This is a genomic window from Adhaeribacter radiodurans, assembly GCF_014075995.1.
GTDB lineage: Bacteria > Bacteroidota > Bacteroidia > Cytophagales > Hymenobacteraceae > Adhaeribacter > Adhaeribacter radiodurans.
Genome location: NZ_CP055153.1, coordinates 6,631,620 through 6,653,420, shown reverse-complemented (window position 1 = coordinate 6,653,420; position 21,801 = coordinate 6,631,620). Strand labels below are relative to the sequence as shown.

At 41.1% G+C, this 21,801-nt stretch carries 12 protein-coding genes; 1 reads left to right on the top strand and 11 read right to left on the bottom strand.

Annotated features, from left to right (window positions below):
- Positions 1-182 precede the first annotated feature (182 nt).
- Positions 183-1,430 carry an FG-GAP repeat domain-containing protein gene (locus HUW48_RS26215; RefSeq protein ID WP_246343631.1) on the top strand — a complete coding sequence of 416 codons (1,248 nt, stop codon included), beginning with the start codon at positions 183-185 and terminating at the stop codon, positions 1,428-1,430.
- Between the two features lie 644 nt (positions 1,431-2,074).
- Here HUW48_RS26215 and HUW48_RS26210 read toward each other — a convergent pair.
- From HUW48_RS26210 to HUW48_RS26160, 11 genes are all read right to left on the bottom strand, one after another.
- Positions 2,075-2,473, bottom strand: coding sequence for a Dabb family protein (locus tag HUW48_RS26210; protein WP_182413745.1), 399 nt, complete (start codon positions 2,471-2,473; stop codon positions 2,075-2,077).
- A 212-nt stretch (positions 2,474-2,685) separates the two neighbouring features.
- A complete protein-coding gene (locus HUW48_RS26205) occupies positions 2,686-4,050 on the bottom strand; it encodes a vanadium-dependent haloperoxidase (protein WP_182413744.1) in 1,365 nt (454 codons plus the stop codon).
- 336 nt (positions 4,051-4,386) lie between these two features.
- On the bottom strand, positions 4,387-7,821 hold the full coding sequence (locus HUW48_RS26200; RefSeq protein ID WP_182413743.1) for a VCBS repeat-containing protein: 3,435 nt from the start codon (positions 7,819-7,821) through the stop codon (positions 4,387-4,389).
- Positions 7,787-11,119: a VCBS repeat-containing protein gene (locus HUW48_RS26195; RefSeq protein WP_182413742.1), complete on the bottom strand. Its 3,333-nt coding sequence runs from the start codon at positions 11,117-11,119 to the stop codon at positions 7,787-7,789. The genes HUW48_RS26200 and HUW48_RS26195 overlap by 35 nt, the downstream gene beginning before the upstream one ends.
- A 115-nt stretch (positions 11,120-11,234) precedes the next feature.
- On the bottom strand, positions 11,235-12,770 hold the full coding sequence (locus HUW48_RS26190; protein WP_182413741.1) for a RagB/SusD family nutrient uptake outer membrane protein: 1,536 nt from the start codon (positions 12,768-12,770) through the stop codon (positions 11,235-11,237).
- A gap of 64 nt (positions 12,771-12,834) precedes the next feature.
- Positions 12,835-15,981 (bottom strand): SusC/RagA family TonB-linked outer membrane protein, encoded by a 3,147-nt coding sequence (locus HUW48_RS26185; protein ID WP_182413740.1) that lies wholly within the window; start codon positions 15,979-15,981, stop codon positions 12,835-12,837.
- Positions 15,982-16,658: 677 nt separating this feature from the next.
- Positions 16,659-17,975, bottom strand: a complete 1,317-nt coding sequence (locus HUW48_RS26180; protein WP_182413739.1) for an MFS transporter — start codon at positions 17,973-17,975, stop codon at positions 16,659-16,661.
- 28 nt (positions 17,976-18,003) lie between these two features.
- On the bottom strand, positions 18,004-18,705 hold the full coding sequence (locus tag HUW48_RS26175) for a bifunctional 4-hydroxy-2-oxoglutarate aldolase/2-dehydro-3-deoxy-phosphogluconate aldolase (protein WP_246343629.1): 702 nt from the start codon (positions 18,703-18,705) through the stop codon (positions 18,004-18,006).
- Positions 18,706-18,835: 130 nt separating this feature from the next.
- The gene (locus HUW48_RS26170; protein ID WP_220463975.1) at positions 18,836-19,846 is read right to left on the bottom strand and encodes a sugar kinase; all 1,011 of its coding nucleotides are present in this window, start codon (positions 19,844-19,846) and stop codon (positions 18,836-18,838) included.
- Between the two features lie 340 nt (positions 19,847-20,186).
- Positions 20,187-20,948 carry an SDR family NAD(P)-dependent oxidoreductase gene (locus HUW48_RS26165; protein WP_182413737.1) on the bottom strand — a complete coding sequence of 254 codons (762 nt, stop codon included), beginning with the start codon at positions 20,946-20,948 and terminating at the stop codon, positions 20,187-20,189.
- Positions 20,949-21,226: 278 nt separating this feature from the next.
- Positions 21,227-21,649 (bottom strand): hypothetical protein, encoded by a 423-nt coding sequence (locus HUW48_RS26160; protein ID WP_182413736.1) that lies wholly within the window; start codon positions 21,647-21,649, stop codon positions 21,227-21,229.
- Positions 21,650-21,801: the final 152 nt, after the last annotated feature.

Sequence of the window (21,801 nt, the reverse complement as noted above, 5' to 3'; positions counted from 1 at the left end):
TTAAACCAATAAGTTTATTTACTAACTTTTATCTGAAAAAGCTCACCCGAATGAAGTGGGCTTTTTCATTTACCAAAAGAATGTTTTTATTTCTAAATTTATAGTAATACTTTCCCCAACCAGTTCATTTACATACAAAGCTTTTATTAAGCCGGCAGATTAGTAGTATAATTTTACCATATATGAAAAATCGTTTTGCAACTGTTATTAAACAAATTCCAGGAATGTATTACCCTAAACCTTGTCATTCTTTTATTTACCTCCTGCTTTTAACTTTTTTGAGTGTATCGCCTTTTACATTACTTGCTCAAAAAGTAAGTAAAACTAAAAAAGCGGGCACGATTTCCTTTACGAAAGAAGTACTAACAGATGAGTTTATTGCCGAAGGCGTAGCAGTAGGTGATGTAAATAAAGACGGGAAAATAGATGTTTTAGCTGGTGCTTATTGGTTTGAAGCACCCATTTGGAAAAAGCACGAAATAACGCAGCCCGAAAAATTTTATTATGACAAAGGATATAGCAATGCTTTTGTGAGCCACACCATGGATGTAAACCAGGATGGCTGGCTGGATTTTGTACGTGTTGGTTTTCCGGGTAAAGAAGTTATGTGGTTCGAAAATCCCAAGAAAAAAGAAGGCCACTGGACAGCCCACATTATTCATAACACGCTAGGTAATGAGTCGGCTGGTTTCTTCGACGTTGATGGCGATGGGAAACTAGATTTATTAGGCGGGAACTCTACCACGGGCCAGATGACCTGGTTTAAACCTTCGGTTTCTGCTTTAAATGTAACCTGGCAACCAATAGCTATTAGTAAGGAAAAAAGCCCTGGTTCCGAGCCATTCTCGCATGGATTGGGAGTAGGTGATATCAATAAAGATGGTCGTCAGGATGTATTGATAAAAGAAGGCTGGTGGGAAGCACCTGCCAATCCTACGCAAACAGATTGGACCTTCCACCCGGCAAACTTAGGGGAAGCTTGTTCACAGATGTACACGTATGACTTCGATGAAGATGGCGACCAGGATGTTGTTTCTGCTTCGGCACATGCCTTAGGAATTTGGTGGTACGAACAAGTACGCAACGAACAGGGCACTATTCAATGGAACCGCCATTTAATTTCCGATAAATTTACCCAAACGCACGGCCTGTCCTTTACCGATATCAACTCCGATGGGCACCCCGATTTAGTAACAGGCAAACGCTATTTTGCTCATATGGGCAAAGATCCAGGAGAGTTTGAACCGCCCGTATTGTACTGGTTTGAGTTGAAGCCAGGCAAAACCCCCACTTGGATTCCGCACCTGATAGATGATAGCTCCGGTGTAGGCGTACACGTGGTAACCCAAGATATTACCCAAGACAAGCTAACCGATATAATTGTTGCTAATAAAAAAGGGGTATTTGTTTTTAAACAAGTGCGTAAATAATGTGCGTTCGAGAGAAGCATTGATCCATACAACATAGTACTAGCAAGAAAGATAAAATTCTATTTTAAAGTTACTTGCTTTCTATTTCGGTCATCCTGGCAGGAGCTAATACCCAATAGTAAAAAGAATCTTGGATGGTTCAAACCCGACAGATTTTTAAAATAGGATTGTCGAAAATAGAAGTTTAAAACGACTTTTATTCTTACTTCCGTCATCCTGGAAGGATCTAACCAATTTAGAGTGACTGCCATAGTGTTTTCTGTTTTCTAGAAAGTTATAGCAGGTAATCTCCTTTACTTTCAATCATCCGTTCTTCTTTTCTGCCGGTTAGTTCCTTCCAGGATGACGGAAGTGGAATAACTATCATCAGACTACAGCTCCGGCAGGTTTCCGACATTCCTATTTTCAATACCTACCGGATTGACTTCTTTCTAATATACTCTTATGGGAATTAGTAAATACTACCAGGTATTACTAGTAAGTAACTGATTAAATTCTTTCAGAATGACCAAATAAAGAGCAGGAGGTTCCTATTCATTCTATACTAATCTTTATCTCAAACGCACGTTAAATAATAAAAAGAGCCTGCTTGTACTTATACAGCAGGCTCTTTTTTACTAAGGAAATCGTTGTTCTTCTAAATTCTATTTAGCCTCCGGCGCATAATCTACAACAAACACATCTTCCATAATACCCAGTTTCCCGAGCAATTGGCCGAACTTTTTATGTTCCGGATGTGGCAAATACGTATCGCGGGCAGCTGCATTTTCAAAAGTGATTAAATAAACGTGTGTAAAACCTAAGTTTTTCTTTTCCGGGCTATCGTTTACGCCGTGTTCGAAGGAGATAATACCCGGTATTTTACTTTTTAAAGCGCCCAATTCTTGAGTTACTTGGGCAATTTGCGCTGGCGTAGCAGTAGGTTTAAACTTAAAAACTACTACGTGGCGAACTTGTTCTTTTTTAGCGATAAGAGCAGTTGAAAGAAAAAAGAACGCGCTAAACGCTAAAACGGTTAAACCGGTACCAAATAATTTATTCATGTTTAATTTAATTTAATTTAATGGTTTTGCTATGTAACGAGTAAAGCTAGTAAGGTAATCAGAAAGTAACAACTATTTCTTATGCTCTCGTAGTTGCTGGTAATCGGGAACTTAAAACAAACTTTAATAAAACTATACGCCTGACTTCTCCATAAGCATTTAGTGAATTTTTACTGGTTTGCGGACAATGATGTAATGGTAATGAATGAGGCTTATTTTGCAACCGCCACTTGCTCTGCTTTTGTATCTGCTTTCCGAGTTTTAATTTTACTTACCACCAACTCGCCTACTAAACGGCCTTCTGTTTGTCCATTAGTTATTGCGGGCATGTAATGAATTCCCCCGTACAATCGGCTAATAGATGCTTCTTCGGCAGCCTGGTGGAAAGAAGTAAATTTACGGGGCAATAAGCCAAAAACTACTTCCGTTGAATCGGTATAAGCAAAGTTTTCGCCGAATAAAGAGGTAAGCGTAACCGCTGCTGCTGTAGAGATAACACTATGGCCACTCGGGTATTCCGGAAAAGGCGGCGTTTGCAGCAACGGCACCCAATCTTTATCAATGTAGGTATTAATTACCGTTTCGGGCCGGATACGACCGCTCCGATACTTTTCGTCCCAACACGAGATAAATCCATCAGCTACCGCAATAGAAACTAAAGCATACGTTTCTACTGATTTCATAAAGTCGGCATTCGCTTTTTTAGATGCAACGGCAGCAATATTAATCCAGTGACCACCCGGACTTATTTTTTTGGTAGCGTACATTACGTGCCCCGTGTTGTGCATCACAAACGGATTACAATCCCAGAAAGAGGCAATAGTTTTTTGTTCAGTCGTCAGGTTTTTACCGGCATCGTACACCTGCATCGTTTCCTTGTAAAAATCGCTTCCCTTACTTACATCAAATTTGCTAGGCACAGCCGGTTTAAACTGGCTACACGAATCTAAAGCAAACGGCCGTATTTTATACCAATAGGGTTCTATAGCATCCATATAAGCCGGTGGGGTTGGTTGCCATTTTCCGGGTTCGGTAGTTACCACAGTATAACGGTGGCCGCGGATTTCGCGATAACCATCCTGATTGGCCCATTCCAGTATTTTTTTACCAATGGCTTCTCCATAAGCCATCGAGCGGTCATATACTTCTTCGTCTAAGCCGGCATCTTTGTATTTTTGGTAAACTAATGGTTCAAATTCATCTATTTTGTCGCCGGAAAAGGTAAGGGTACGACCTACCGTTAAAAAAGCCCGTAAACTTGCCAATGGATAGCAATATTCCTGCCCTGGAGTAGGCTTAGGTATATCTTTTAAATTTTTTAACTGCCCGGCTAAGGATTGGTAATTAGGATAGCCTGGCAACAAGGCTTCATAAGCCGCAATAGTAGAATAAGCGTATACTCGGCTGGCAACGGGCGGCGAAAATATATCGTGCACCATTACATCGGTTAACTTCCGAACGGAAGTATGCATCACATCCGGATTGGCTAAGGTAGTTTGATCAGCTGTTCTTTTCTGACAACTCACCCCCACCAGCATTACAATAGCAATTAAAAAAGAAAAAAACTCAACCTTCATAAAGAACCAACGCTTTTTTACAGGTAATTACTCCATAACCTGTAAAAGCAACATCGTTATTTTTACTTAAAGATAATAAATAAAATAGCAAAGACTAAACTGACCTAAAATTTAGATAAGTGTTTCGGTTACTGAAAAATTTGCTAAACTTTTAATAAAAAACACTATTATAATCCTATAAAGTGTCATTTTAAGTAAATACGCTTATAGTTTTTTGTTCTCATTAAAACTATTATGCATTTTGTAGCTTACTACCTAATAGCTCTCAATCAATAAAAAGTTCTATCATTAACAGTTAGCACTCTAAAAAGAAAATTTACCATCTAAAACGTACAACTATTTAGTAGCTAAAGCGGTAGCACCGGTCTTCTTGGGCCGGAATACCTGAAGAGGAGCATTGTTGCGGGCAACCAGATAAATAAGACCGGATGCAGTTTTTAGCGGCTTAATATCCCGGATTTCGCCTTCGAGTAAAAAACCACTGGTTGTAGGCAGGATGGGTTTAAAGGCCCCTTTGCCATTACCTTGCAATAATAACCCGTAACTAGCATCGTAGCGCCCCTGGTACATGCTTACGCCATAAAAATTACCGCCCAATAAAACATCTAAATTACCGTCCTGATTAATATCGGTAGGGTAAAAAGTAAATATTTTAGAAATCTGAGCCTCCTTAGGCAAAGGCACTACTTTAAAATGCTTTTTGCCGTCATTTTCTAAATAAATTGATTCAAAGTGGTTTACCTCCAGTACTCTGGCATCTTTTAATTCATTATTATTAAAAATTTCGTCGATGGCTTTACCCGGAAACTCCTTGTAATTAGTAAATTTCTTATTGATAAGGGGCATTTGCTTGCCTAGCTCGTCTTTGGTAGCTACCGGGTACCACTTATTGCCTAAACTGTAAGCTAAAATATGATCAACCGTTTGGTTGCCATCAATATCTTTCACGTATAACTTTAACTTAGTATCTGGATGTTTCCGTAATTTGGTATTAGTGCCGAGGTTCCCAACTACAAAATCCTGGTCACCGTCTTTATCAAAATCCGCGGCTTGAATGGTTTGCCATAATCCTTGAGAAGCAGCTAAACCGCTCGGTTCGGTAGTTTCGATTAAACGATTTTTTTGATTTTCGAAAATCCGGATCGGCATCCAATCGCCTACCACAATTAAATCTAAATCGCCATCCTGGTCATAATCCGCCCAGGAAGCATCAGTAACCATACCCGCTTGCCGCAAAGCCGGAGCCAGTTGAGCCGTTTGATCGCTGTATTTACCTTGCCCATTGTTAATGAGTAAGTAAGAATTAGGCGAATTGCCGTATTGATAGCCTACTACCCGCCCACCGACAAAAAGATCCAAGTCGCCATCTTTATCGTAATCCGCAACTTTTACGCAGCTTTTATTATCGTACATCGGGGGCAGGTTATTGCTTTTCGTAAACGTACCTTGCCCATCGTTCAAGTATAAACGGTCGAACTGCTCGGGCATTTTGCCGTAAAATTCGTTACCGCCGCTTACCACGTATAAATCTAAATCCCCATCCTTATCCGCATCAAACAAAGCGGCATCCACATCTTCGTAAGTAGAATCAGCTTGAAAAAGCGCTTGGTTAGTAGTTAAAAATTTACCGTTTTTCTGTTGTACGAACAATTTACCGGGTTGCCATTTGGCACCACCTACGTAAAAATCATCTAAGCCATCGTTGTTTACATCACCTACTGCCAGTTTTGGGCCTTCGGTAGATACCTGGAACGGCATTAAACTTTCTCGGTAAAAATCGAGGTAACTATTTTCCTGGTGCTTAAAATCTACGTTGGTAGTTTTAGTAATTTCTTCGAATAAAGGCGGCGTTTTAGGAAATAAATGAGCATAATATGCCTTTGCTTCTTCTTGAGCGTCGGCTTGTTTTAAAACCAAAGTACTATTTGCCGGAATGTTGGTTTTTACCTGAGCTTTCTGGTTAGGCCAAATAATAAGTAAAGTATCGGCCTGCGGGGCTTTACCTAAACCAAAATTTAAAACGGGTTCTACCGCCGATAAAAAACCACGGGTAGCCATTAGTTGCTGAAACTGGAGTTTCCCAGCCTGTTTCACAAACACCTTGGCTCCTACTCCATAGGTATTTAGATTTTCGCCTTGCAGTTTAACTTTTAAGTAATGGTGCTTTACTAATTTATTGCTTTGATTTTGGTAGACACCTGCCGGAGCGTTAATATTATTGGTAATCAAATCTAAATCGCCATCATTATCTAAATCGGCGTAAGCAGCTCCATTCGAAATAGTTGGTTCAGCAAATCCCCAATTCGTAGATTCATCCTGAAAGCGCAAACTAGTGGTGCCGCGGTACATATAATTATGTACTTTGCCTTCCGGCATCATACTTATGGCTTTTTGATCCATCTGCTTCGAGATACTTTTAGCAAATTGCATGGAATCGGCCGAAGCAAATTTTATATAATCCAAATTATTGGGCCGGCGCACAATGCCATTGGTAATAAAAATATCTTTGTGCCCATCGTTATCGTAATCAGCCAACAAAGGGCTCCAACTCCAATCAGTAGCGGCTACTCCGGCCATTAAACCAATATCCGAAAATTTTTGCCCTCCTAAATTTAATTGCAAGCAATTGCGGCTGTACTGGTTAAAATAACCGAACTGTAGTTTGTAGAGGTAAATATCCATGGGGTCTTCGCCCATCGATTCTTTCTCAATTTTTTCATCTTCCGGATACATGTCCAGCGTCATTAAATCCGGATAACCGTCGTTGTTCATATCGGCGGCATCATTGCCCATCGAAAAGCGGCTTAAGTGGCGAAAATGGTCTTTCACGCTTTCGGTAAAGGTGCCATTCCCATTGTTCAGGTAATAATAATCATCTTCGTGAAAGTCGTTAGAAACGTAAATATCGACCCAACCATCATTATTAAAATCGGCTACCGCTATTCCTAAGCCGTAGCCCATAGCTGCGCCGTAAATGCCGGCCGCTTGGCTCACGTCTTTAAATTTTACGGCGGTTCCTTTTGGTACCTGGCCTTTAGTGGTAATTAACTGATTCTCGAAGAGGTAATCACCGGCTTCGTTATCGCGCAGGTTTCGGGCAGTTACCCGGTCGTAACTGCGGGCAGTATGCACGGCGTGGTTAAGTAAATACACATCCAGGTCGCCGTCGCGGTCGTAATCAAAAAAAGCAGCCTGCGTGGAAAAACCCGAAAAATCTAAGCCGTAATCCGCTGCTTTTTCTGTAAAGCTTACCTGGCCATCCGGTCCAACTCCATTATTTATGTACAGTTCATTGGCGCCTTCCAAGCCTTTGTAATTGCCTACCGCGCACACGTAAATATCTAGCCAGCCATCGCCGTTTACATCGGCCATAGTTACGCCGGTTTTCCAATCGGCATACCCGCTAATACCGGCATTTTCTGAAATATCCTGGAAGCGGAAATTTCCTTTATTTAAGTAGAGTTTGTTTTTACCCTGATTAGATACGAAAAACAAGTCGGTTAACCCATCCTGGTTTACATCGCCAGCGGCTACTCCGGCTCCGTTGTAATAATACAAGTAACTTAAGATATTGAAATCTTTGGTATCCTGCAGGTTATTACTAAACGTTATGCCGGTTTTACTACTATCTGTTAGTTCAAAAAGTGGATTTTTAACTACCGTCGTAGTTGTTTTTTTGCCCGTGCAGGAAATGAAACAGGTTAGAAGCAGGAAGATGCTGTAACAAAAAGCAGATTTATTTTTTATAACTGATAACTTGTAAAGTGTCATTGTTTTTAGCTAAAATGAATAGCGGCTGGTTAGCAGAACCAATAACTTGTCGGCTTTTGCGTACTTGCCCGTTTACTTGCAAACCCGAATCTTGGGATTTAATAACGGCAAATTTACCCTGGCCTTTCCCTTGCAAAAGTAAACCATAATTGGCGTCGTAACGCCCAATTTCCGGCAAAACATCAAAGAAGTTACCGGTTAGTAGCATATCCAGTTTGCCATCGTGGTTGTAATCGAAGGTTTCAATACCAAAAACGGGGGAAAACTGCGCTTCGAGCGGTAGCGCCTGCAAAGTAAATTTAAAATTACCTTGATTGAGCAAAATAGAAGTATTGGGGTTAGTTACTTTTTTAACTATTGCTGTTTTTAAAACTTCTTCCGGAAATATCTCCTGAATTTGTTTACCCGCGTAATCGGTGTATTTAATAAAATTTTTCTTAATGCTGGGTACTTGTTTTTGTAAATCCTGTTTCAGCACCATGGGGTAGGCTTTACCATCTTCGGTATAACAAGAGATAATTTGTTCTACTGTACCGTTGTCGTCGAAATCGGCGGTGTATAACTCGGCGGGTTGTTTAGTATTGGCCACAATACGTGTGTTTTTACCAAGATTACCCAAAATAAAATCCAGATCGCCATCGCCGTCTACGTCAGCCGGTTTTATGGCATTCCACCAACCTTCTGAATTAGGGATACCCGCTGAATGGCTGCTCACCAACTGACGGCCATTATTATTTTTAAATACCATTATTGGCATCCAATCACCTACAATTATTAATTCGGGATATTTATCGCCATTTACATCCGCCCAGGCGGCATCTGTAATCATGCCTAATTCATTTTTAGGTAAATAGCGCTTGGTATAGTTTTTAAAATTACCCGTGCCATCGTTAACATATAAATAACTCGGTGGATCGTAACCATAGCTGCCAGAAACCATGCGACCCCCGACAAATAAGTCTATGTCGCCATCCTGGTCGAAATCGGCCGCGGCCACGCAGGAACCATTCTCGGCCAAGTTGGGTAAGCGATTATCGCGGGTAAAGTTTCCTTTTCCGTCGTTTAAGTAAAGCCGGTCCAGCAACTCCGGAGCATTAGGCAAAAACTCGTTGCTACCTGTTACAACGTACAAATCTAAATCCTGATCTTTATCGGCATCAAAAAATATGGCATCTACATCTTCTGATTGCAAACCATCCTGGAACGTGGTGGTTGGTTTTTCCAGGAAAGTACCATTTGCCTGTTGCAAGAAAAGTTTTTTAGGGTTACCCACTGCTCCGCCTACGTACACATCTTCGCGGCCATCTCCATTCACATCACCGGTAGCTAAGGCCGGACCTTGAGTGGAAAGCATTTGCTTTAAGAGTGCATCGCGGTTATAGTCCACAAAGTTACTTTCGCGGTGAACATAATTTAATTTTACTTGCTGAGTAGCATCGTAAAAAGGTCCTGTAGCTTTAACTTTTACCGGTTTTAATGTTTTATCGGCATTTTGGTAATTTAAAACTAGTTGTTGATTGACTTTTACTGTTTTTACTACTTGCATTTTGTCGTCCGGCCAGATGATCTTTACCGAATCAATGCGAGTTTCTTTACCTAAGCCAAAAGTTAAGTTTAAGTCGACGGATGATTCAAAACCCCGGTTGGGCATTTGCTGCAGGTACAAAGTCTGGTTTGGTTGATGCACGTATACTTTAGCTCCAATGCCATCGAGGTTTTTTGCGGTACCCTGCAGTTTTACCCGTAAAAAGTTATTCTTAAGTTTTTCAGTAGCTTTATTTTTATAGACTGTAGCGGGAGAATTTTCATTATTAATTACTAAATCTAAATCGCCATCGTTATCCAAATCTCCGTAAGCCGCCCCGTTAGAAAAGCCGGGCTTTCCTAAACCCCAGCTTTCTGCTTTATTCACAAATTGCAGATTACCCTTATTCTGAAAGGCATAATTCGGAATAGGCGTAGAAGTCATTTTAGAGATAAGTTCTTTATTGTAATTATAACCGCCCCCTTCTACGGCCCGCCGCATGGTTTCTTCGTTACCCAAAAAATTAGCAAAATCCTGATCGGTTATATCGTTATAAATACCATTAGCTACAAAAATATCTTTTAGGCCATCGTTATCCATGTCGAATAATAAAGCGCCCCAGCTCCAGTCGGTAGCTTGTACCCCCGCCAACCGCGCTACTTCACTAAACGAATTATTACCGTTATTTAAATGCAGCATATTCTGCATGTATTGGTAATGAAAATCGCGGGAGAGTTTTAGTTGTTCTAAATCGTAACCTTCGAACTGGGAAGTTCTTTTTAGCCGCGTATCGTTACTGGGCAGCATATCGGTTACAAAAATATCCAGGTGGCCATCGTTGTTGATATCGGCAATATCGGCGCCCATGGAAGATAAACTTTCGTGCCGCATCCAGTCTTTAGAAGCTTCGGTAAAAGTACCGTTTTGATTATTGATATACAGATAATCGCGCTCGTAGAAGTCGTTAGAAATAAAAATATCTAACCAATTATCGTTGTTTACATCGCCAACAGTAATGCCTAAGCCAAAACCAATTAAGCTACCATAAATGCCGGCCGTTTCGCTTACATCGGTAAATTTCTGGTTATCGTTCCGGAATAATTTCTGACCGGCTAATTTATCGCGCTGATTTCGGACGTTAGTATAGCCTAGCCTATTGGCCGGGTAAGAACTATTATTTAGTAAATATACATCTAAATCGCCATCGCGGTCGTAATCAAAAAAAGCGGCGTGGGTGCCATACCCTTCATCATCCAGCCCATACTCGCTGGCCTTTTCGGTAAAAGTAGGAATGCCTTGAGAATTTTTACCGTTATTAATAAAAAGTTCGTTTTTACGATTATCGCCGGTTACATCACCGGAATTGCACACGTAAATATCCAGTAAACCATCGCCGTTTACATCGGCCATAGTTACGCCGGTACTCCAGGCTTGTTTACCTGCTACCTGGGCTAAGTCGGTTATATTCTGAAATTGCAGATTACCTTTGTTCAGGTAAAGTTGGTTTTTAGCAGTATTAGCCGAAAAGTAAATATCCGGCAAGCCATCGTTGTTTACATCGCCAATAGCTACTCCACCCCCGTTGTAGAAGTTGCGGTAACTGAAAATGTTCATTTCTGGCGTTACCTCTACTTTATTAATAAAAGTAATATTGGTTTGAGAAGTGGATAGTTCTTCAAATAAAGTATCTGTAGTGAGTTCTTTTTTTTGGCAGGCAAAACAGGTGCAACAAATAACAACGGCCGTTAAGGCCCGAATTAATTTAGATATCATCGGTAAACTACAAAAAGCGCTTTAAAGGCTTCTCTAATATAATAAAAAAAGCAAGTTGAAGCAACTTGCTTTTTTTATTGGTTGGTATTTAGTGGTAATTAGATAAGGCCAAATATTAGTAACCCGGGTTTTGTTTTAAGTTAGGGTTACTGGAAAGTTGCGTTGCCGGAATAGGGAATAATCTTCTATTTACATCGCTGTTGTTCTTAAACTGCCAGGCATCTTCCCATTTGCCAAAACGAATCAAATCGTTGCGGCGCCAGCCTTCCCAGGTTAATTCCCGGCCACGTTCGGCTAAAATATCATCCAGCGTAACCGCACCCAAATTAGCAACACCAGCCCGCTGCCGAACCTGATTTACTAAATCTATGGCATCGCCACTGTTACCTGAACGAACCAAGGCTTCGGCTTTCATTAAAAGTACATCCGAAAAACGGAAAGCTACAAAGTCGTTGTCCTGGTCGGTTCGGTTATTGTTTTTCTGTACCTCGTACTTCACGTTTCGAACCCCTTCGTTACCAAAAGCTTTCTCCAGCGAAGAAATTTCAGGCGTAAATATTAACTGTTTACTTTTGTTATCCACTGCATCGGTAAACTGGATTATATTGCCTTGATTATCTTTTTGCGGCCCTACTAACCATATAGCCCGACGTTTATCGTTTTCCGGAAAGGTATTGTAAAAATCTGCCCGGGTAGCAAATCCGTTCCAGGGGTTACCACTTAATCCATACGCTCCACCTTGCGCATAGTGAAGTGTCCGCATTTGCCAGTTCATACCGGTAGCCAGAATTTTATCATACGGAATAGTAAAAATATTCTCGTTGTAAGTAGCTGGGTTAGCCGCATTATTTACAGCAAAGTTAGATAAGAAATCCGGGTTTAAAGAATATCCCGTTGAGGAATTAATAACGGCATCCGTAGCGGCAATAGCATCTTGCCAACGAGCAGTACCGGTATAAACTTCCGCATTTAAGTACAATTTAGCCAATAAGGTATTGGCTGCCCCTTTCGTGAACCGACCATAAAACTCCGTGCCTTTCCCTTCTGACAAATTTGGTAATGCATCTTTTAAATCTTTTTCAATAAAAGCAAATACCTCGGAGCGAGGACTCTGGCTAGGGTTGCCTGGCGGAGTATCTTCGGTAATAAGGGGAACACTGCCAAACATGTCTATTAGCCAGAAGTACGCATACGCGCGGGCGGTTTTTAGTTCGGCGGCCAAGGTTGCTCTATCGGCATCAGAAATATCTAACTGGGTAGTATTAAGTGCTACCAAGTTAATGTTAGCTTTGGCAATTACCCGATAAGCCCACTCCCAGGACCCATTTATCTGCCCCGGTGAAACGGGGGTCCATTCGTGACGGGCCATTTGCTGCCACGAAGCATTATCGTACCAGTCTGGTCCGCGGGTAGGTACCACCATCTCGTCGGAGGTGGCCTCATTTAATACACTCACCGGGTCATAAAAACCACGCAACTCGGCATAGGTAGACCCGATAATAGATCGCAATTCCTGTACGCTAGTCGGGAATTCATTCGCATCGGCCCGGTCATAAATTTCAGTATCCAGATCGGTACAGGCCGGCGCACCCAGGAGCAAAGAGGTAATAGAGGCTGCAGCAATAATCTTTTTATAAGGATGTATTTTCATATCATATTTAAATTAAAGCACTTATTTAAAAGTGTAAAAGGCAAATAATTAGGATCATCATTATTTAAAAAGTTAATGATACGCCTAAAGAGAACGAACGAGTCTTAGGATAGTATGTAACTGGTTCGATACCGGGAGAAAGATTTAGCGCATTAGCATCGGCTGCTGATATAGTAGTACCGCCCACATTGGTATTTAAGCCACCGTACACATCACGCGATGCACCTAATCTTGGCTCCGGATCAATACCCCGGTATTTGGTAATAACAAAGGTATTATTTCCGGCCACGAATACGGATGCATTCGTTAAATACTTCCAGAAGTTAGGCAAACGGTAAGAGAACCGGAAGTTATCCAGACGAACAAAATCGCCATCTTCTACCCACAAGCTAGAGAAAGCAGGCGACAAACCGGCCGGAATGCCGGTAGAAAAGGCATCGGAAATAACGTTGTTACCAGGGAAGCGGTTAGGGTTAGCGGAGTAGATGTAAGGTCCATTTACAATTTGGTGACCAACAGCTCCGCGCAGCAAGAAGCTTAAATCAAAGTTCTTATAAGTAAACGTGTTCCCCCAGGCAAACACTAAATCAGGGTTAGCATCGCCTAAATAAGTACGGTCTTTACCAAATGGATCAACCGTTCCATCGCCGTCGATATCCTGGAATTTATAAGAGTAAGAGCCATCGCTGTTCTGCGTGAAACCTTGGAAAACAGGACCGTAGAACTGACCAACTGGACGACCTTCTTGTAACACTACTGGCTGGGCAATACCTCCCTGACCGCTACCAAAAGTACCATATGTTCTAGGGCTGGCCGGATTATATTGGAAGATACCAGAGCTTAAGGAAACAATTTTGTTTTTGTTATGCGCTAAGTTAACGTTGGTACGCCACTGGAAATCGCCGTTATCAATAGCAATATAATCCAAAGCTAATTCAATACCTTTATTATTTATTTCACCCACGTTAGCTAATAAGCTACCTGTTACCGCAGTAAGTTGTTCGCCACCGTAGCGGGTACCAATAGCAATAGGGTAATCAAATAATAAATCGCGGGTATCTTTATTGTAAAATTCAATCGAACCAGTCAATCGATTATTAAAGAGAGCAAAGTCTACCCCGAAATTGGTCATGGCCGAAGTTTCCCATTTTAAATCTGGGTTAGAATTCTGGCTGTATTGGTAAGCTGTTTGGAAACCACCATTGGTATAGTAAGAGTTAGCCGGTCCAAATAATAAACGGGAACCGTAATCGTAAATACCTTCCTGGTTACCGGTTACACCGTAACCAAAACGTAGTTTTAAATCATTCAGGAAACCAACACCTTGCATAAAGTTTTCCTGCTTTAAACGCCAGCCCACGGAAAATGCCGGGAACCAACCCCATTGATTGTTTTGCCCGAAACGAGACGAACCATCGCGCCGGATATTACCGGTAAACAGATATTTATCGTTGTAAGAGTAGGTTAAACGACCAATGAAACCAATTAAGACGGCTTCTGATTTGTAAGATCTTACTACTCGGTTGGTAGAACCATCGCTGCCTGGGTTACCAGCTTCTAAGTTATTTGAGTTAAAAATATCGGGGAAGCTGCTGTTTTCAGCACCAAAACCTTCGTTACTTAATTTCTGATAAGTATACCCTACTAAAGCGCTGTAATTGTGCTTACCAGTGGTACGGCTGTAATTAGCAGTAAGCTCGGTTAAGCGGTCTAACACTTCGCGCTGCGAACGGCTACCAAAAGCTAAACTATTACCGCTACCCCGCCAGTTGCTGGGTCGGAAAAAACTATAGCTGGTATTAAAATTATTAATAGAGGTGTTTACACCCAAACGCAAGCCTTCTACCGGAGTTAAGAAAACCTTTAAATTAGCCAGTGTTTGCTTTTCGTTTGATTCGTTGGTACGTTGCTGCATCCGGGCAACTGGGTTTTCAATTTCGAAACCACCCGGAATGCGGTTCCCGTTAAATACATCTACTCCAGATACACCAGGCTGCATGTAAGTACCATTATCGTTATAAACCGGTATTGTAGGATTAATACGACCTGCCAACAGATAAGAAAAATAATCAACGTAGTTTTTCTTACTTCTTTGCTGCGATAATAATAACTGAATTTCTAATTTATCGTCGAGCGCTTTCTGGGTCAAGTTCAGGCGTGAGTTTAAACGATCGAAGCCGGAATTTAAAGCAATACCAGGCTGATCTAAATACACCACTGAACCCCGGTAATTAAATTTATCGGTCCCCCCGGAAACGGCTACACTTTGGTTATGGCTAATAGCGGTACGGGTAATTTCGTCGAACCAATTGGTGCGGGCACCATAATCGTTAGCTGCCACATCTAAGTTAAGTTCTCGTAATTTTGCTACGTACTCATCTGGACCCAGAAAATCCAGCATGTTCGATACTTGCTCCATACCTACATAGCTGTTCAATTCTACGGTAGTTTTACCAGCTTTACCACGTTTGGTGGTAATCTGAATTACCCCGTTCGCTGCCCGGGAACCGTAAATAGCTGCTGCCGACGCGTCTTTCAGTACGTCCACTGCTTCAATATCTTCGGGGGCTACGGAGTTTAAATCGGCTCCGGCTACTCCATCGATTACTACTAAAGGTTCGCTGTTCGCGCTTAAAGAAGAAGTACCCCGCAAACGAATAGCCGGTCGGTTACTCGTAGGGTCACCGCCGCCAGCTACAATATTTAACCCAGCAACTTTACCTTGTACCGATTGCAATGGGTTATTAATTACACCGGCATTTAAATCTTTGGCATTAATTGTAGCAGTAGCTCCGGTAACGTCGGCTTTTTTCTGCACCCCGTAACCAACTACTACAACTTCTTCTAAAGCTTTTGCGTCCTCGGAAATAGTAATGTTTATTGCTCCAGGACCGGTAAAAGCTTTTTCTTGGGTAGTATAGCCAATAAAAGAAATTACTAAAGTTCCGGCCTGTTCCGGCACAGATAAGCTAAAGCTTCCATCGGCTCCCGTGGTAGTACCTACTGAAGCAGAACCTTTTAAAACTACCGTAGCACCCGGCACTGGACCACCTGTGGCATCTGTAACTTTGCCGGTTATTTGCCAATCAATAGTTGTTACGGAAGAATAGAGTGGATTCGGAAGAGGACGGGTAAACCCCGGACTTCCTAAAGCAGTCAACAGTAAAAGTAAGCAACTTTTCCGTTGCCAATGATGGGTAACTTTTTTCATACGAGCAAACTTGTTTTTGTTAAGAAACCGTAAATGTATTATAAATATACGAGGAACAGATTGTTGTGGGGCATAGCGTATTAGATATTTTTTATAAATTATAAGACATCTAATAAAATAATTAATTTGTTGTCAAATTTTCAAACAAATTAATTGATACATCAATAATTTGTAAATAAAGTTAGATTAAATTCAATTTAACTACTTAAAATTTAAAATTAGTAAAAAACCGGTAACGTTTGCAAAACAACTTATTAATTTAATTATAAATACAATGTAACAAAATTCCATTCCAAACTTATTGTACTTTTTACATTTTACCAGCCTAGTAGTGCTTTCATTAATTGGTACTAATACCCTAACTATTGTTTAGCATTGCATTTTAAAGTAGGGATGGCTACAATACGTTGGTGTACAAAAATTATGAGTTGTAATTCCTAAACAACTAACTTAAAGAATTGACAAGCAGGATTAATGTTTTAGAGAGTAAATTTCTCCCAAAAGCTGCCTATAGTTGATTTAGATTTGATTGGAAATTTTATTCTTAACTTTTTAAATGATGTGCCTGAAACCAATTTAAGTATCGGCTTAAGTTTCTAAGTCGGATAATGTCCATTATTAAGCGCGATAAGGAGGATAGGTGTTATATCAACCTAAATAAAATAATTGAAGGCAAATTATAATTCTACTTGCTTCATTCTAGGTGCTAATACGTGCATAACTAACCAAGCTAACAGATAAGCACTACCGCAAACTAAGAACATAATGTAGTAGCCAATCTCGATAGTACCCAATGCTTTGTAATGATCGAATAACAGGCCAGCTAATTTAGCAATCAGCATGCCGCCTAAGCCGCCAAACATGCCACCAATACCCGTAACCGAGCCAATGGCCTTTTTGGGAAACATATCTGAAACTGTAGTAAAAATGTTCGCGCTCCAGGCCTGGTGCGCTGAGGCCGCAAAGCCAATTATAAAAACGGCTAACCACATGTTAAACGACCCTAAATACTGCGAAAACAAAACCGGCAGCGCACAAAAAGCATAAATCAGCATAGAAGTTTTGCGGGCTTTAAATACCGGCATGCCTCCCCGGATAAATTTTAAAGGTAACCAACCGCCGCCAATGCTGCCAAAAGTAGATAAAGTATACACCAAAGCAACCGGCAACGCCATAGCGGTACCTTCTACGCCATATTCGGCTTTTAAAAAAGCGGGTAGCCAGAACAAATAAAACCACCACACCGGGTCGGTTAAAAACTTACCTAAAGCAAAGGCCCAGGTTTGCCGGAACCCCAGCAACTTTACCCAAGAAACCGGTTTTCCGGCATTCTCGGTATCAGTGGTCGTATCAACATCGCTATGAATGTAATCAAATTCAGTGCGGGATAGCTTGGCATGCTTAGCCGGTACTTCGTAAATAAAAAACCAGGCAACCAGCCAGATAAATCCAATAATGCCAGTTAAAATAAATGCCCATTGCCAACCCCATTGTGCCGCAATAAACGGTACCGTTAGAGGTGCAATAATAGCCCCGATGTTCGTACCCGAGTTAAAAATACCGGTGGCTAAAGCCCGCTCTTTTTTGGGGAACCACTCGGCCACAGTTTTAATCGCGGCCGGGAAATTACCGGCTTCGGTAATACCCAAGGCTGAACGGGCAATAACAAAACCAAAAGTACTTTTTACTAAAGCATGACCAATAGCCGCCACACTCCACAAAGTAATGGATAAAGCATAACCCAACTTGGTTCCCAGTTTATCAATTAATCGGCCTACTCCCAGCATACCCAAGGCATACGACAACTGAAAAGCAATTACAATGTTAGAGTAATCCGTTTCGGTCCACCGGAACTCTGTTTCCAGGTTAGATTTTAATAAACTAATTACCGCCCGGTCGAGGTAATTAATGGTAGTAGCAAAGAATACAAGCGAACAAATAGTCCAGCGATAAGAACCAACTCCGGTAGCAACAGTTTTAGTTATAGTTTGCATAGACTATTTATTACATTACACGATGATTTTATTTTTTATTCCGGGCTTGTTTTACTAAATCCATGGTAGTTTTCATGTGGTTCTCGATACCAGCATAATCTTGGCTATTGAGTAATTCGGTGGGTACTAATTGCGAGCCTAAACCTACACAAGTTACTCCTGCCTGAAACCAGGATTTTAAATTATCTGCTTCGGGCTTCACGCCACCGGTAACCATTACCGTAGACCAAGGCATGGGCGCTAACAAGCTTTTTACAAAAGCCGGACCTACCACATCGCCCGGAAAAATCTTTACTACTTCGGCGCCTAATTCTTCGGCCCGGGAAACTTCGCCCATGGTAGCGCACCCCGGAATCCAGCCTACTTTGCGGCGGTTACACGTAATGGCTACATCTTCTTTTAAAACCGGAGATACAATAAAGCAAGCTCCTAATTGCATGTATAAGGCAGCCGTACCAGTATCAAAAATAGTTCCGGCACCCATAATCATTTCGGGACAATGCTGCGCCGCGAACTTGTTGAGTTCACCAAAAATTTCGTGGGCGAAATCGCCCCGGTTGGTAAATTCAAAAACCCGCACGCCGGCCCGGTACGAAGCCGCCAAAACCTGCTGGCATACTTCTATATTTGAATGATAAAATACTGGTACTAAACCAGTTTCCGCCATTTTGGCGTAAGTTTGCAATCGGGTAAAACGAGCCATATTTTTAGTTGATAGTCCATGGTTCATAGTCGATAGACCATAGTCCACATATTATAAAAAAGAAATTTAATTTTTTAATAAACTAGTAATAAACCGGTTAATTACCACTTAGGTTAGTTTTTTCTATTAGACTATAGTCTATGGTCTATTGACTAATTTATCTTTTTAAACGTCCGGAGCTATCTCCTTGCATAACCGGTTCTACTTCGGCAACGGTTACTAAATTTGCATCGCCTTCAATAGTATGTTTTAAAGCCGAAGCGGCTACCGCGAAATCTAAAGCTTGCTGATCATTTTGATAGGTGAGTAAGCCATAAATTAAACCGGCCATAAAAGCATCGCCGCCGCCAATACGATCCACAATAGGCACCATATCGTGGGTAGGCGTTTGTAGTAATTGCTGGCCGTTCCACATCATCCCCGCTAACGTATTATGCGATGCGCTTATGGAACCCCGGTTGGTATTTACAATTTTTTTAATGCGCGGGTACTGCTGCATTATTTGTTGGCCCACCGAAACGAATGGGTCAGCTGCTTCGGCGGCAGGTTTTATTTGCAGAATATCTGCCGCATCGCCAATACTTGATACGATTAAGTCGCAGCCGGCTACCAATTCAGGCATTACTTCGTAGGCTTTTTTGCCGTATTGCCACAAATTTTTACGGTAATTAATATCTGCCGAAACAGTAATTCCTAGTTTATTCGCTACTTGCACTGCTTCCAGGCAACTCTGAGCTGCCCCTTCTGAAATAGCGGGCGTAATACCAGTCCAATGAAACCACCGGGCATTTTGTAAAATTTCTTCCCAGTTAAGCATACCTGGTTCTAACTCGGCAAAAGCCGAATCAGCACGATCGTATATTACTCTACTCGGGCGAGCTGCGGCTCCTGTTTCCAGAAAATACAAACCTAAACGATCGCCGCCATAAATAATATGATCCGTAGTTACCTGATGTTGCCGCAACAGCGCTGTAGCGGCCTGCCCTAAATCGTTAGCCGGGAAACGGGTTACATGAGCTGCTGGTATATTAAAGTAAGCTAAAGAGATAGCTACGTTGGCTTCGCCGCCGCCGTAAGTAATATTTAAATTTGTTGCCTGCGAAAAGCGAGCAAAACCCGGCGTAGAAAGCCGCATCATAATTTCACCAAAAGTAACTACGTGTTGCACCAAAGTAGATTTTTTAATATTTTATGGGGTAATTTAAAGTAAAAACAAAAGCTAAAGTCTTTTCCTAAACACTTTTTTTGCGATAACCTTTCCGGCAACGATACCGCTTTTTATCTAAATAGCAGACTTATCCGGATTAATACACTTAAACAAAGTCCTTTTCTGATTAATATAAAATACTTCGACGAAATTAGTTTAAAGTAAAATATATGATTACTAATTAACCAGCACTGACCTACTACCCTAAGACCTTATAATACCTTTTAATCCATTCTTCTTTTCTAACTAATTCCAATATCACGTAAATGATAAATGGTAACTGGCAGATGGTAGCTGTTATCTAAAAACCAATGGAGTTACCCCCATCAATCGGTAAATTAATACCAGTTACAAAACGGGCTGCTTCAGAAGCCAGGTACACGGCAGCATAACCAATATCGGAAGGTTGCCCAAAGCCTCCTAAAGGAGTACGGCCCGTTACTTTTCGTTTGCGCTCCGGATCTGTTTCCAAGGCTTTTAAAAGCATTGGCGATTGAATAAACCCAGGTGCAATGGCATTAACCCGCACGCCATGCGGCGATAAGTCGCTGGCGAGTACGCGCGTCATACCCAATACGGCCGATTTAGAAGCAGAGTAGGCCGTTACTAAAGGCAAGCCGTACATTGCAGCCATTGAGGTAATCATGATAATAGAACCGGCGCGCCGCTCCACCATGCCTTTGGCTACCTCGCGGGTTAAAGCAAATAAACCTACTAAATTGGTTTGAATTATAGCTTGAAATTCGGCATCGGTAACTTCTAAAGTATGTTTCTTTAAATTGATACCTGCATTATTTACCAGAATATCAATTGGGCCGGATTGCTGTTGCACTGTTTGCACCAAATCCGGAATAGAAGCCAAATCGGCTACATCATTTACCTGACAATTAGCCATTGGCCCTAATTGCTTACAAGCATCTTGTAAAACTTCCAGCCGCCGGCCGGTAATTACTACCCGGGCCCCTGCCTGAATAAACGCTTCGGCTATTCCTAGACCCAAACCGGTACCGCCGCCAGTTACTAAAGCCAGTTTACCTGATAAATCAAAGGGAGATGTTGTCATGCTAGATTGCGATTAAGCTGCCAAAGATGTTGATTTTTGCTTAATACCAAAAATAAATTTCCAAACTTAGCAGAATAGGGTAGAAAAAGAGTAATCCCTAAAAAATAAGTATAACGCTATCGTTAACATTGCTATTTAGCATTCTAGAAAAAGAAATTAGTAAATATTAGTTGAAAACAGGAGGCGAATGGAAGAGAGAATTTGTGAGTTTTCTTATAAAAATATAACTACCACTAAATTCTACGCTTATATATTTTAATTCCGGAGCAAAAGAGAATTTACACGTATAAACTCGGGCCAGGATAAAGTCCGCTTTTTACCCAGCCATACGCCTGATAAGGGTGATCGAAGAATTCAATTTCAAAAGGCAAAACAGAAATACTCAACTTATTTAAATAAACGGCCACCAACTCTTCAAAAGCATCCGAAGGTAAAATTATTGCTATTTTTTGGATGGATAATGTTAATAGCCCCGGAAACCAAGTATCAATTAACCAGGTAAGGTCGTCGGGCATAAGATTGATTATTTGATTAACATTAGCAATGCCATACCTTACGTTTTTGCGGCGGGCCAAATTTAAAGCTAATTCTAAACTTTCGCGGTATTTTTCGCTGCCTGGATAATAATGCCATTCCAGATAAATAATATCATACTCTTCGTCCCAATCAATGTGTAAAAAGTTTTCCGACAGACACCGCATATTCGAGTTAATTCTTCATTTTCCTTTTTAACCCGTACTTTTCTTTATTCTTATTTATCTTATTCAAACTGTAGGTATCTGACTATTTGCCATTTTGCAAGAGCCTTATATTATTTTAATTAACTCTAATTGAAAGAAAATGTTTAAATAAA